The 12946-nt window shown below is 72.7% G+C and carries 11 protein-coding genes and 1 pseudogene; 9 read left to right on the forward strand and 3 right to left on the reverse strand.

What is annotated here, in order from left to right; genetic code table 11:
- Window positions 1–1189, forward strand: a pseudogene (locus tag V1260_RS09685) (bifunctional [glutamine synthetase] adenylyltransferase/[glutamine synthetase]-adenylyl-L-tyrosine phosphorylase); the annotation flags it as partial.
- A gap of 164 nt (window positions 1190–1353) precedes the next feature.
- A complete protein-coding gene (locus V1260_RS09690; RefSeq protein ID WP_329746608.1) occupies window positions 1354–2271 on the forward strand; it encodes a hypothetical protein in 918 nt (305 codons plus the stop codon).
- Window positions 2272–2292: 21 nt separating this feature from the next.
- On the opposite strand, the gene V1260_RS09695 is transcribed toward V1260_RS09690, so the two are convergent.
- Together V1260_RS09695 and V1260_RS09700 are read right to left on the reverse strand one after the other, a co-directional pair.
- Window positions 2293–2913 (reverse strand): response regulator transcription factor, encoded by a 621-nt coding sequence (locus tag V1260_RS09695; protein ID WP_329746609.1) that lies wholly within the window; start codon window positions 2911–2913, stop codon window positions 2293–2295.
- Window positions 2910–4208: a sensor histidine kinase gene (locus V1260_RS09700; RefSeq protein WP_329746610.1), complete on the reverse strand. Its 1299-nt coding sequence runs from the start codon at window positions 4206–4208 to the stop codon at window positions 2910–2912. Before V1260_RS09700 ends, V1260_RS09695 begins: the two co-directional genes overlap by 4 nt.
- Window positions 4209–4311: 103 nt before the next feature.
- Between V1260_RS09700 and V1260_RS09705 the strand changes: the two genes are divergently transcribed.
- The 4 genes from V1260_RS09705 to V1260_RS09720 all read left to right on the forward strand — a co-directional run bounded on the left by V1260_RS09705 (window position 4312) and on the right by V1260_RS09720 (window position 8011).
- Entirely contained in the window at window positions 4312–4950 is a 639-nt protein-coding gene (locus V1260_RS09705; protein ID WP_329746611.1) for a TetR/AcrR family transcriptional regulator, read from the forward strand.
- A complete protein-coding gene (locus tag V1260_RS09710) occupies window positions 4947–5903 on the forward strand; it encodes an ABC transporter ATP-binding protein (protein WP_329746612.1) in 957 nt (318 codons plus the stop codon). The genes V1260_RS09705 and V1260_RS09710 overlap by 4 nt, the downstream gene beginning before the upstream one ends.
- Complete coding sequence (locus V1260_RS09715; protein ID WP_329746613.1) at window positions 5900–7564, forward strand: ABC transporter permease; 1665 nt, start codon at window positions 5900–5902, stop codon at window positions 7562–7564. Before V1260_RS09710 ends, V1260_RS09715 begins: the two co-directional genes overlap by 4 nt.
- A gap of 105 nt (window positions 7565–7669) precedes the next feature.
- A complete protein-coding gene (locus V1260_RS09720; protein ID WP_329746614.1) occupies window positions 7670–8011 on the forward strand; it encodes a YciI family protein in 342 nt (113 codons plus the stop codon).
- Between the two features lie 65 nt (window positions 8012–8076).
- On the opposite strand, the gene V1260_RS09725 is transcribed toward V1260_RS09720, so the two are convergent.
- Window positions 8077–9354, reverse strand: a complete 1278-nt coding sequence (locus tag V1260_RS09725; protein ID WP_329746615.1) for an MFS transporter — start codon at window positions 9352–9354, stop codon at window positions 8077–8079.
- 126 nt (window positions 9355–9480) lie between these two features.
- Between V1260_RS09725 and V1260_RS09730 the strand changes: the two genes are divergently transcribed.
- From V1260_RS09730 to V1260_RS09740, 3 genes are all read left to right on the forward strand, one after another.
- Window positions 9481–10419: a sigma-70 family RNA polymerase sigma factor gene (locus tag V1260_RS09730; protein WP_329746616.1), complete on the forward strand. Its 939-nt coding sequence runs from the start codon at window positions 9481–9483 to the stop codon at window positions 10417–10419.
- A gap of 96 nt (window positions 10420–10515) precedes the next feature.
- The gene (locus V1260_RS09735; protein WP_329746617.1) at window positions 10516–11262 is read left to right on the forward strand and encodes an SDR family oxidoreductase; all 747 of its coding nucleotides are present in this window, start codon (window positions 10516–10518) and stop codon (window positions 11260–11262) included.
- Window positions 11263–11416: 154 nt separating this feature from the next.
- Window positions 11417–12868 (forward strand): sulfatase family protein, encoded by a 1452-nt coding sequence (locus V1260_RS09740; protein WP_329746618.1) that lies wholly within the window; start codon window positions 11417–11419, stop codon window positions 12866–12868.
- Window positions 12869–12946 lie beyond the last annotated feature (78 nt).

Genomic DNA, 12946 nt, shown 5'->3' on the forward strand with positions numbered 1-12946 from the left:
GGTTTGTTTTTTCTTCTTTTTGATCTTTTGGTTCTTCTTTCCTTCTCCCCCCCCCCCCCCCCCCCCCCGCACCCGCTCCCGCGAGCTGCTGCGCATCGCTCTCGCGCATCTCACGGGCATCGCGTCCGCGCGGGAGGTCGCCCTCGCCCTCACCGACCTCGCGGAGGCCGTGCTCGAGGCCGGCATGCTCGTCGCCCTGCACGTCGTCGCCCGCGAGCGGGGCGTGATCGCGGAGGGCGCCGAGACCCTCGACGGGACCGAGGAGGTCGACGAGGGCACCGCGCGCCGCCTGCGCGAGCGACGCTCCGATCCGGCGCGGGCCCTCGGCGTCGAGATGGCGATCCTCGGCATGGGCAGCTTCGGCGCCCGCGAGATGGGCTACTCCTCGGACGTCGACGTGCAGTTCCTGGTCCTCGATCGCGGGGCGGGCGAGGTCACGGGGGAGATCGGCATCGCCGTCGCGACGCAGATCCAGCGGATCCTCAACGCCCCGGCCGCGGGCGCTGACATGAAGGTCAACGCGGACCTGCGCCCCGAGGGGCGCAGCGGACTGCTCGCCCGCAGCCTCGAGGGCTGGGTGGACTACTACCGCCGCGACGCGCTGACCTGGGAGAAGCAGGCCCTGCTGCGGGCGCGGCCGGTCGTCGCCTCCGAGGCGGTCTCCGCCCGCCTCACCGAGGAGATGGATCGCCACCGGTATCCCGCCGGGGGCCTCGGTCCGATCGAGCGCCGCGAGATCACCCGGATGAAGGCCCGCGTCGAGTCCGAGCGGTTGCCCCGCGGGGCGGACCCGCTGCGCCAGGTCAAGCTGGGTCGCGGCGGGATGACCGACGTGGAGTGGACGGTGCAGCTGCTCGCCCTCGAGCACGGGCACGAGGTCGAGGGGCTGCGCAGCCCCAGCACCGTCGCGCAGCTCGAGGCGGCGGCGGAGGCGGAGCTGCTGCCCGGGCGGGAGGCGCGGGAGCTGATCGACGCGTGGATCCTCGCCTGGCAGATCCGCCGCGGGCTCTTCCTGTGGAAAGGGCGAGAGGGGGTCGTGCTGCCGACGGACCGGATCGAGCTGCGCGCCCTCGCGCTCCTGATCGACGGCCCGGACGCGACCGCCCTCGCCCTCGAGGAGCGCTACCTGCGGTTGACCCGACGAGCCCGGGTACTCGCCGAGAGAGTCATCTTCGGCACCGAGTACTGAGACGTGCCGGATCGCCCCCGCGGCGCTGTGACGAGGCGGGCATCCTCGGCGCGTCCCGCCTGCCCGCGCAGGCGACGGTGCCCGACAGCGCGTACCGTGGGCGGGTCCCCGGTGCAGGGTGCCCGCATGCCCCGCATCGACCCCGTCGTCCCGCTCGAGGAGCCATGACCACCCCTTCGCTCAGCGCTGACACCCCGCGCGGCCGCATGTACCGCCTCGAGCCCGACGGCCCGCTCATGTTCCCCTCGATCACGACCGTCGCCGGGATGCGCGCCAAGGACCACCTCCAGGGCTGGTACGCGACGATGGCCTCGCAGCGGGCCCTGGAGATGTACTCCTGGCTGGATCGGAACCCCGCGCGCGCCGCTGCCGAGATCTCGCGAGTGACCCGCGACAAGTGGGGAACGCAGAAGCGGATCGCCGCCGCGGCCGAGGAGTACACCCGCACCGCCGCGGACTTCGGAACCCTGGTCCACGCCGCGTGCGAGCTGTGGGGGCGCAGCGGCTCCCGCCCCTCCGAGTCCGAGATCGAGGGCCTCGCCGACGGCATGCGCAGCGCCCAGGGCGCCTTCGCGACGGAGAAGAGCCCACAGGCGCTCCAGCAGCGGGTCGCGGTGCGGCTGGACGGCTACGGCTCCTTCCTCGAGGACTACCAGCCGGAGTTCGTGGAGATCGAACAGACGGTCGTCAACCGCACCGTCGGCTACGCGGGTACCACCGACGCGATTGTGCGGATCGGGAACACCCTGCTCAGCGCGGACATCAAGACCTCGAAGAAGGTGCGCGGCGACTACGCCCTCCAGGGGGTCGCGGTGGTGCGCGCCGAAGAGCTGGTCGACGACGACGGCACCCTGCGCGAGATGCCGGAGCTGACCGGGGCCTTCATCATCCATCTGCCCGAGGCGGGCGGGTACCGGGCGGTGCCGCTGCGCACCGGGGATGCCGAGTTCGAGGTGTTCCGCGCGCTGCGGGCCGCCTGGTCCTTCGAGCCCGACGAGTGCGCGCTGCCCGAGGCGTCCTCCTCGAAGGACCTGCTGCTGTCCCTGCTGCGCGCCAAGGGCGGGCTCGACGGCATCGCCTGAGCCGCCCGTCCCCTCCCCGGCTCATTCGGGCCGCAGCATCCCCTCGGCCCGCGCCCGGGCGACCGCCTCGGTGCGGCTGGTGACACCCAGCTTGTCGAAGATGTGCACGAGGTGGGTCTTCACCGTCGCCTGGGAGAGGAAGAGATCGCTCGCGATGGCGGCGTTGGTGCGCCCCGCGGCGACCAGTGGGAGCACCTCGAGCTCGCGCGAGGAGAGGGAGTGGCCGCCGCGGCGCTGCAGCCGGCGGGAGATCCGCGGGTCCAGGGCGGAGCCCTCCGTGCGGGCGCGGCGCACCGCCGTCACCAGCTCCTCGGCGGGGGAGTCCTTGAGCAGGTAGCCCCTCGCCCCGGCGTCCATCGCGGCGGTGACGTCCTGGTCGTTGTCGTAGGTGGTCAGCACCAGCACCGCGGGCGGCGGGTCGAGGGCGACGAGCTCTGCGATGATCTCGGTGCCGCGCACGCTGCCGGCCCCGTAGGAGAGATCCAGCAGCACCACGTCCGGGTGGACCGATCGGGCGAGCAGCAGTGCCTCTGCGGCGGTCGCAGCCTCGGCGACCACCTCGAGGTCTTCCTCGGCGGCGAGCACGGCAAGCAGGCCGCGGCGCACGATCGCGTGGTCGTCGGACAACAGGATGCGGATCATCGGGTCTCCTCGGTCGCGGGCGGGGACGCCTCCGGCAGCGGGTGATCCGGTCCGGGCTCCCGGTCGGTGAGCGGCGCGGCGGGCAGGATCACCTGCACTGCGGTGCCCTCCCCGGGAGCTGACTCGACCACCAGCGACCCGCCCACGGAGGCGGCCCGTGCCCGGGCGGAGCGGAGGCCGAAGCCGGCTGCGGTCTGCGGGTCGAAGCCGCGCCCGTCGTCGACCACGTCGAGGATTAGCAGGCCGCTGTCGCGGGCGATGCTCAAGCCGATCCGTCGGGCGTCGGCGTGCTGCACGGCGTTGGCGAGCAAGGATTCGACCAGGCGCAGCAGGGCCCGGGAGCTGCTGCGGGGCAGGGCGTCGAGCTCCGCCGCCTCCAGATCCAGGCGCAGCCGGGTCTCGAGTCCGCCGACGGCGCCGGCCTCGTCGAGGAGGACGCGCAGGTGTGCGGCGAGCTCGGCACCGACGGGGGAGTCGGCGTCCCCGGCGTCGACGAAGCGACGGGTCTGGCCGCCGGTGCGGGCGGCCGTGGTGCGCGCCTCCTGCACGAGGCGCCGGGTCTCGGCGGGATCCTCGCGGGCCAGGGCCCTCTCGGCGGCGTCGAGCAGGAGGTGGATGGACTGCACGGATTGGGCGACGGTGTCGTGCAGCTCGGAGGCGATGCGGTCGCGCTCGGCGGCGGTGGCGGCGGCGCGGGTCTGCTCCGCGATGGTGTCGCGGGCCTCGGCGAGCTGACGGGCCAGGCGCGTGCGCCGGTCCACCTCGTGCTGCAGCGCGCGCACGGTGAGCACGACCGCGAGCGCGACACCGGCGCCGATCACCGGGCCGATGAGCTCGCCGAGGCCGGGTTCCGCGGACCAGGCCGTGAACCCGGCGACGGCGAGGACGGTCACCAGCGCGAGGGCGAGCACCCCGCCGAGGATCGGCAGGGCGTAGAGCACCGCGAAGTCGAGGCCGAAGGCGATCCACACCGCGTTCGGGGAGAGCAGGAAGCCGACCGCCCACACCGCGATCGAGGGGAGCAGATAGCCCAGCGCCCACCAGCTGCCGTCGGGACCGGGGGAGTGCCGCAGGGCGCGTCGCGCCCCGAGGGAGTAGACGGTCGTGAACACAGCGAGCAGCCCGACGAGGCCGAGGTCGGGCCCGCTCGCGGGCGGGGCGAGGGTGATCGCGGCGACGACCAGCACCAGCAGGTAGAGGAGCGCGTGCACCGCCCAGCGCAGGGCGGCGGCGAAGGGCACGGCCGCGAGGTCCGCGGCATGGTCCACGGGTGGAGTCGGCGTGCCGGTCGTCATGGCGGCGACTGTATCGCCCCGTCATTGAACATCTGTTCAGTGATTCTCTTGCGCTCCGATTGAACACGTGTATAGCCTGGTGGCGAAGCGAGAGGAGGGGCAGATGAGCGACCGAGGACGGACCGACGAGCACATCCTCCGCGCCGCGCTGGCGCGTTTCGCGGTGGGGGGCCTTCGCGCCCCGCTGCGCCGCGTCGCCGAGGACGCCGGTGTCAGCGCGGGGCTGATCATCCACCACTTCGGCACCCGCGACGCCCTGCTGGCCGCCTGCGACGCCCACGCCCTCGAGATCGCGCGCCGCGAGAAGACGAAGGTGGTCACCGGGGACTCTGCGGCATTGCTGACCCAGCTCGCCCAGGCCGAGGAGTACGCCCCCGTCGTCGGCTACGTGCTTCGCCGCCTGCAGGCCGGCGGTCCGCTCGCCCAGCAGCTGGTGGGCGACTTCGTGGACGACGCCGCGGCCTATCTCGCCGCGGGGGAGGAGGCGGGCACGATCTCCCCGAGCCGGGATCCGAAGGCCCGCGCCCAGGTGCTCACCGAGATGGCCCTCGGAGCCCTGGTGCTGCAGCTCCCCGGCGACGCCGACCCGCTCGACCTCGAGGACCTGCCGCGCTGGATGCGCGACTACTCCACGAAGATCCTGCTGCCCGTGCTCGAGCTGTACACCCAGCCCCTGCTCACCGACGCCACCCTGCTCGAGGCCGTCCTGGCCGAGCAGCCCCCCGAAGGAGGCACTCCATGACCACGCCCGACAGCGCGATCAGCATCCACGACCTAACCAAGACCTTCGGCTCCTCCACCGCCCTCGACGGCTTCTCCCTCGAGGTCCCCGTCGGCGAGGTCACCGGCTTCCTCGGCCCCAACGGCGCCGGGAAGTCCACCACCATCCGCATCGTGCTGGGACTGCTGCGCGCGACGTCTGGCCGAGTGAGCGTGCTGGGCATGGACCCCTGGGACCGGGCCGTGCAGATCCACCGCCGCCTCGCCTACGTCCCCGGGGACACGAGCCTCTGGCCGAGTCTGACCGGCGGCGAGGCGATCGACGTGCTCACCCGCTCCGAACGCTCCGTCGCCTCCCGCGCCCGACGCGAGGACCTCATCGAACGCTTCGAGCTTGATCCCACCAAGCGCTGCCGCACCTACTCCAAGGGCAACCGGCAGAAGGTCTCCCTGATCGCCGCGCTGAGCCGCGACGTGGACCTCTACGTCATGGACGAGCCGACCTCGGGCCTGGACCCGCTGATGGAGGCGATCTTCACCGACGAGGTGAGCGCTCTGCGCGCCGCCGGTCGCACCGTGCTGCTCTCCAGCCACATCCTCGCCGAGGTGGAGAAGCTCTGCGACCGAGTCACGATCATTCGCTCGGGGACGGACGTGGAGAGTGGCACGCTCGCCGAGCTGCGCCACCTCACCCGCTCCACCGTCTCCGTCGTCCTCGACGGTGACCCCCAGCCGCTGCGGGATCTGCGCGGCGTCCACGACCTCGTCGCCGAGGCCGGACGGGTGCGCTTCGACGTCGACGACGCCGCGGTCCACGACGTCCTGCCGGTGCTCACCGCACTCGATGCGCGCAGCCTCACGATCACCCCGCCCTCCCTCGAGGACCTCTTCCTGCGGCACTACGGCGAGGACCTCTCCACCTCCACCGCGGGCGCCTCCGCCGCAGGAGCGGCCGCCGCGGGAGCCCGCTCATGACCGCGCATCCGGCGGATCCCGTCGCCCCGAGTGACCGCCCGCACCGCCGTGAGATGCCGCCCACCTCCCCGGCGAGCGGCCTTGGCACCCTGCTGCGGCTCACCCTGCGGCTCGCCCGTCGGCGCCTTATCTGGTGGACGCTCGCCGTCGCGGTGCTGGTCCCCTCCTCGGTCGTCGCGATCCAGGAGGCCTATCCCGACCAGGCCGCGCTCGACGCCCGCGCGGCGCTGCTCGGCAATCCCTCCGCCGTGATCATGACCGGGCCGGCGTTCGCGCAGGACCAGTACACGCTGTGGGCGATGGTCGCCAACGAGCTGCTGCTGTATGTGCTACTGCCCGCCGCGATCCTCGGCGTGCTGCTCACCGTCTCCCTCACCCGCGGGGAGGAGGAGGCGGGTCGGCTCGAGCTGCTGCGCTCCCTGCCCGTCGGCCGCTCCGTCCCGGCGCTGGCCGCCTTCGCCGTGGTGCTGCTGGCGGCACTGCTGGTCGGGACCGCGACCGCCGGCGGACTGATCGCCGCGGGAGGGGCGGTGCCCGACTCCCTCGCCGTCGGCGCCGCGGTCGGACTCACCACGCTCGTCTTCGCCGCGGTCGCGGCCGTGATCGCGCAGGTGACTGAGCACGCGGGAACCGCCTCCGGGGCGTCGCTGGGCGTGCTCGCCCTCGCCTTCCTGGTCCGCGGGGTGGGTGACGTGCTGGACCCGCAGGGATCGTGGCTGTCCTGGCTCTCACCGCTCGCCTGGGCGCAGCAGACCCGCGTCTACGTCGACCTGCGCTGGTGGCCGCTGCTGCTCTGCCTCGGCCTCACCCTGCTCCTGGGAGCCGTCGCGGCGGTGCTCGGACGACGCCGCGACCTGGGCGCCGGTCTACTCGCCGCGCGCTCCGGGCGGGCGACGGCCCCCGCGCTGCTGCTGGCCCCGGGCGGCCTCGTGCGCCGGCTGCTCGGCCGGAGCCTGATCGCTTGGGGAATCGGACTGTTCCTCTTCGCCGTCGCCTTCGGCAGCCTCGCCTCCTCCCTCGAGGATCTTGCCGCGGACATGCCCGAACTGACCACCTACGCGCCGCTCGACCTCGACGACCTCACCACGTCCTTCTCCGCCTATCTGCTGATGATGCTCGCCATCGGACCCCTGGCGCTCGCGGTCTGGGGGATCCTCCGCCTCGGCGCCGATGAACGGGAGGGCCGGCTCGCGGCGCTGCTGCTCTCGGGCACCTCGCGGACCGCGGTCGTCGGCGGCTGGGTCGCCGTGGTGCTCGGGGCGAGCGCACTGCTGCAGATGCTGCTCGGCCTCGGCCTGGGCCTCGGCGTGTGGACCGCGACGTCCGAGACGCACTGGGTGGGCGACCTGGTGCTCGCCTCCCTCGCGTACCTCCCGGCGATCACCCTCGCCGCGAGCGTCGCCCTGCTGCTGTACGGGCTGCGCCTGCGCCTCGCGGGACTCGCCTGGCTGCTGGTCGGCTGGTGCGCGCTCGACACCATGCTGGGCACGCTCCTGGACCTCCCGGACGTCGTGCGCGGGCTGAACCCGCTGTTCCACGTACCGCTCGTGCCCGATGCGGAGTGGGAGACGGGGCCGGCGGCGGTGCTGCTGGGGATCGCGGTCCTGCTGGGGGCGGCCGGGCTGATGGCGCTCCGCCGACGCGACCTCGTGGCGGGCTGAGTCCCTCCCCGGCGGTCGCGTGACGGGGGAGGGCCGACGGAGGAGACTGGGTGCTCCCAGCAGCTGCCCGGTCCCGGCGGTCCGGGCCGACGAGAGGCGGCCGCCATGGCCAAGTACCTGATCTCCTTCCCCAGCGGTGCGATGCAGGTGACGCCGGAGGAGCTCGAGCAGGCGTCGATCGACTCCCATGAGGTGGTGCGCGCAGCGAAGGCCGCCGGGGTGTGGGTGTTCGGCGGCGGGATCGACGAGGACGTCCCGCCCGTGCGGGTGCACGCCGACGGTTCGATCACGGAGGACACCTACGAGCAGACCCGACGCCTCGAGGGCGGGTACACGGTGATCGACGTGCCGACCCGCGCCGAGGCCGAGGACTGGGCGCGGAAGATCGCGGTGGCCTGCCGCTGCCCGCAGGAGCTGCGTGTGTTCATGCACGATCCCGAGAGCTGAGGACGGGCGGGAACCAGCGCGCCGGCGGTCCTGCCCCTCGGCGCAAGGCGTCCGCCGGGGGGGCGTCAGCCGGTGCAGTCGGCGGTGCCCCGGTCCGGTGCCGACTCTGACGCTGCTGCCGGCTCCGACTCCGCGCGGGCCCGAGCGGCGCGGGCATGCTCTCGATCGGCCTCCCGCAGCACCCGCGGCAGCACGAGCAGCGTGACCAGCACCGCGGCGAGGGTGAAGGCGAGCTGGGTCCAGGGCAGGGCCGCGAGTCCCTGCAGCTCGAGCACCTGCCCGCCCACGAGCGCGCCGCCGGAGATCGCCAGGTTGAAGGCGACGGCGATGATCGCGCCGGCGAGGCCGTGGGCGCGCGGCGTCGCCACCCGCAGCGCCGCGGACTGCACGAGCGTGGGGAAGCCCGCGAAGGCGATGCCCCAGAGGGCCACGAGGACGGCCGTCGGCACGATGCCGGCCAGCAGCGCCATCGCGACCACGGCGAGCGCGGTCGCGCCGAGCACGATGGTGAGGATCATGGTGAGACCCCGGTCGGCGACGACCCCCACCAGCACCAGGCCCGCCGCGGAGGCGAGACCGAAGACGAACAGCAGCGTGCTCAGCGCTCCGACCGTCACTCCGCCGGGCCCGAGGATCCACGGGGAGATGTACGTGTAGAGCGAGTACTGGCCCAGCGCCGCGAGTATCACGATCAGGGACGGCACGAGCATCCGATGCAGTCCGCGGTCCCCCAGGAGACTGCCGCGGGCCGGCTCGGCGATCGGTCGGGGCACGGCCGGCAGGAGGACCGCGACCGCGAGGGCGAAGCCGATCAGGACCAGGCCGGCGGCGCCGAAGGCGGCCCGCCAGTGCACAGCCAGGCCGATCGCGGTCCCGAGCGGCACCCCGAGGATGAAGCCGAGCGAGGTGCCCATGTTCACGACCGACACGGCGCGGCCCACCTGAGCCTGCCGGACGAGGCTCGCGGCATAGGGCATCGCGGTGGACCAGAAGAGACCGTGCCCGAGCCCGCCCAGCACGCGCGATCCGGCGAGCAGGCCATAGGTGGGGGCGAGGGCGCTGATGAGGTTCGCGAGGCCGACGGCGAAGACCGCGATCACCAGCAGCCGCTTCTGCCCGATGCGGGAGGTGAGGATCGTCAGCGGCAGGGCGGAGATCGCGACCGTCAGCGCGAAGGTCGAGACCAGCAGGCCGATCCGCGCCTCGCTCACCCCGAGTCCCGCGGCCATCTGCGGCAGCACCCCGGCAGGTAGGAACTCCCCGGTGTTGGCCGCGAACGCGGCGCCCATCAGGAGCAACAGACGACCCAGGGGGAAGCGGGCGGCGGGGGAGGGGGCGTTCACCGATCCAGGATCCGGAGGCCGACTGGCCTGGTCAAGCCGCGGTGCCGGGGTGAGACGAGAGCGACGGGCGTTCCCGGGGGAGAGGAGGGGGGAGACAGCGGAACGCGCATGTCGGACGATGAACCCATGGAGCACGAGGAGGTGGCGAGCACGCCCGCGGGTGAGACCGACGTCCATGCGGAGCGGCGTCGGCTCCTCGCGCTCGCCTTCCGGATGACCGGGACGATCGCGGAGGCCGAGGACGTCGTCCAGGAGACCTCCCTCCGCTGGTATCGGCTCTCCGCTGCGGAGCGGGCGGCGATCGTTGTCCCCGCCGCGTGGCTGACGCGCGTCGCCGGACGGATCGCCCTGGACGTGCTGAAGTCGGCGCGGGTCCGGCGCGAGCAGAAGGTCGGCCAATGGCTGCCCGAGCCGGTGCCGGCCGAGTACTTCGCGGGCACCGTGACCAGTGGATCGTCACCTGTCCAGGACCCACTGGAGAGGGTCACCCTGGACGATGAGGTGAGCACCGCGCTGCTGGTGGTGCTCGAGGCGATGACCCCCGCGGAGCGCGTCGCCTTCGTGCTCCACGACGTCTTCGGGACTCCCTTCGACGAGATCGCCGAGATCGTGGGACGCTCTGCGGCCGCCACCCGCCAGTTGGCGACCTCGGCGAGGCGCCATCTTCGCGAGCGCCGTTCCGTGGCGGCCTCCGCCCAGCGTCACGACGAGCTGGTGCGCGCCTTTCTCACGGCGGCACGGGGTGGGGACCTGCAGGCCCTCGTGCGGACCCTCGATCCCGCCGTCGAGCTACGCGCCGACGGCGGCGACGTTATCCGCGCGGCGCCGAACGTGATCCTCGGGGCCGATCATGTGGGTCGTTTCCTGCTAGGTCTGCTGCGGAAACAGCCGCAGCTGCGCTTCGCCGAGCGGCGCACCGCCGATGGGCTGGGGTACGCGCTGAGCTCCTCGGGGAGGATCCAGGGTCTGGTCAGCTTCCGGACCACACCCGACGGGATCGCCGACGTCTGGCTGATGCTGGACCCCGCTCGTCTGGGACTGTGGCGGGCGGAGGACGACGGGTGAGGCTCATATCGAGCCGTCCCGGATCGTCATTCCGTCGAGAGCGGAGCGCATCTCCCGACGGGACGATCCCGCCGGACGCTCAGGAGGGACCAGAGGATGAGAATCGCAGTGGCCGGGGGCACCGGCCTGGTGGGTCGGCACGTGATCGAGGCAGCGCAGTCGAGGGGACACGAGGCCGTGCCGCTGGCTCGCTCGCGCGGTGTGGACCTGATGCAGGGCACTGGGCTCGAGGGGGTGCTCGAGGGAGTGGATGCCGTGATCGACACCCTGAACATCGACACCCTCTCAGGCGCGCGGGCGGTGGAGTTCTTCGAGGCGACGACGCGGCATGTGTTGGCGGCGGAGCGGAGCGCGGGCGTTGGCCACCACATTGCCCTCTCGATCGTCGGCATCGACCGGATCGACGCGTCGTACTACGCCGGGAAGCTCGCCCAGGAGCGCCGGGTCGCCGCCTCGGACGTGCCGCACACGATCGCCCGCGCGAGCCAGTTCCATGAGTTCGCCGGGCAGATCGCCGCTCGCGCGAGCGTCGGTCCGCTGACCCTCGTGCCGCGCATGCTGACCCGGCCGGTGTCGGCCGAGGAAGTCGGCTCGCACCTGGTGGACGTCGCCGAGGCGGGTCCCGTCGGCCGTGCAGCGGACCTCGTCGGACCCCGGGAGGAGACGCTGGGTGAGATGGTCCGGCGGTTGTACGCGGCGACCGGGGTGCGTCGACGGATCGTGGAGCTTCGCTTCCCCGGCGCCTACGGTCGCGGACTCGCCTCGGGATCGCTCCGGGGATCCGCCGGTGCCCTCACCGGGCGCATGACCTTCGAGGAGTGGCTCCGCTCCCAGCACCGGTGAGGCACTCCCCGGGGGCGTGCCCGTGAGGCGGTGCCCCGGGTCGCGGCGACACCCCCCATGTCCAGGGTGATCGCGATCACGACCGCCCTCGGGGAGCATGGTGGGCTCGAGGGGGTCACCGTCGCTCCCCTTCCCCGTCCTTGGAGGATTCCGCATGACCCGTCCGAACATCGTGTTCATCCTGTCCGACGACCACGCCGCGCACTCGATCTCCGCCTACGGCAGCCGGGTCAACACGACCCCGCACATGGACCGCCTCGCCGCGGAGGGCGCGATCACGGACGCCCTCTACTGCACCAACTCGATCTGCACGCCGTCGCGCGCCTCGATCCTCACCGGCACCTACAGTCACGTGAACCGCGCCTGCTCCATCTACTCCGAGTTCGACTACCGGGTGCCGACCTTCCCGGAGGTGATGCAGGAGGCCGGCTATCAGACCGCGCTCTACGGGAAGTGGCACCTGGGCCGCTCGGAGCAGTCCCGGCCGCGGGGCTTCGATGACTGGCTGATCTACCCGGACCAGGGCCACTACTGGGACGCAGAGATGACGGGCCCCGACGGGGAGGCGGTGCGGCCCGGTTACGCGACCGACGTGGTCACCGAGCACAGCCTGCGCTTCCTGGGGGAGCGCGACCAGGAGCGCCCGTTCTGCCTGCTGGTCCACCACAAGGCCCCGCATCGGCCGTGGGACCCGCACCCGCGTTACGAGGGGATGTACGAGGCCGACACCATCCCGGAGCCGGAGACGATGGACGACTCGCACGAGGGACGCGCCCAGGTGGTGCGCGAGGTGCGGATGCAGCTGGACGACCTCCGCCCCCGGGACGTGAAGGACGAGATGCCCGCCGAGCTCGAGGGCGAGGAGCACCGTCGCGAGCGCGCCGCCTGGAAGTACCAGCGGTACATGCGCGACTACCTCCGCTGCGTGCAGGCGGTGGACGACTCGGTGGGGCAGATCCTCGACCGCCTCGAGGCCGACGGGATCGCCGAGAACACCCTGGTCATCTACACCTCCGACCAGGGCTTCTTCCTGGGGGACCACGGCTGGTTCGACAAGCGCCTGATGCTCGACGAGTCGCTGACCATGCCGATGCTGCTGCGCTGGCCGGCGCGGATCCCCGCGGGGACCCGCGTCACCGACACGCTCTCGAATATCGACATCGCCGCGACCCTGCTCGAGGCGGCGGGGGTGGACGTGGCTTCGGAACTGCCCGATCAGCAGGGCCGCAGCTTCCTGCGCCAGCTGGGCGGGGAGCAGGTCGAGGACTGGCGTCAGGCCGTCTACTACCGCTACTGGGAGCATGATGACCCGGAGCACCATGCCCCGGCGCACTACGGAGTGCGCACCCCGGAGCTGAAGTACATCCGCTACTACAATGACGGGCTGGGCAGCCCCGGGTCCTCGGACCGGATCATGCCGATCGACGACGAGCTGTACGACCTCGTGGCCGATCCCCGCGAGGTGACCAACGTCGCCGCCGATCCCGCCTACGCCGCGCAGCTCGCGAAGATGCAGGAGCTCACCGCCGCGCTGCAGGCCGAGTACGGCGATGCCCCTTACGAGGGCCCGGACACCCCCCGTCTGGAGTGGCCGACCGTGCGGTGATCCCCGCAGCCCGCACGACGAGCGGACCGGGGAGGGAACACGAGGGGGGGGGGGGGGGGGGAGGGTGCGGTCGGGGGG

Origin of the sequence: Brachybacterium sp. J144, from assembly GCF_036321705.1 — a bacterium.
Lineage (GTDB): Bacteria > Actinomycetota > Actinomycetes > Actinomycetales > Dermabacteraceae > Brachybacterium.

Bases quoted from the DNA above. Each gene is read 5' to 3' on its own strand.
- V1260_RS09715 (WP_329746613.1), top strand. From the start codon at position 5,900: ATGACCGCGCATCCGGCGGATCCCGTCGCCCCGAGTGACCGCCCGCAC.
- V1260_RS09695 (WP_329746609.1), bottom strand. From the start codon at position 2,913: ATGATCCGCATCCTGTTGTCCGACGACCACGCGATCGTGCGCCGCGGC.
- V1260_RS09720 (WP_329746614.1), top strand. From the start codon at position 7,670: ATGGCCAAGTACCTGATCTCCTTCCCCAGCGGTGCGATGCAGGTGACG.
- V1260_RS09740 (WP_329746618.1), top strand. From the start codon at position 11,417: ATGACCCGTCCGAACATCGTGTTCATCCTGTCCGACGACCACGCCGCG.
- V1260_RS09705 (WP_329746611.1), top strand. From the start codon at position 4,312: ATGAGCGACCGAGGACGGACCGACGAGCACATCCTCCGCGCCGCGCTG.
- V1260_RS09730 (WP_329746616.1), top strand. From the start codon at position 9,481: ATGGAGCACGAGGAGGTGGCGAGCACGCCCGCGGGTGAGACCGACGTC.
- V1260_RS09690 (WP_329746608.1), top strand. From the start codon at position 1,354: ATGACCACCCCTTCGCTCAGCGCTGACACCCCGCGCGGCCGCATGTAC.
- V1260_RS09710 (WP_329746612.1), top strand. From the start codon at position 4,947: ATGACCACGCCCGACAGCGCGATCAGCATCCACGACCTAACCAAGACC.
- V1260_RS09700 (WP_329746610.1), bottom strand. From the start codon at position 4,208: ATGACGACCGGCACGCCGACTCCACCCGTGGACCATGCCGCGGACCTC.
- V1260_RS09735 (WP_329746617.1), top strand. From the start codon at position 10,516: ATGAGAATCGCAGTGGCCGGGGGCACCGGCCTGGTGGGTCGGCACGTG.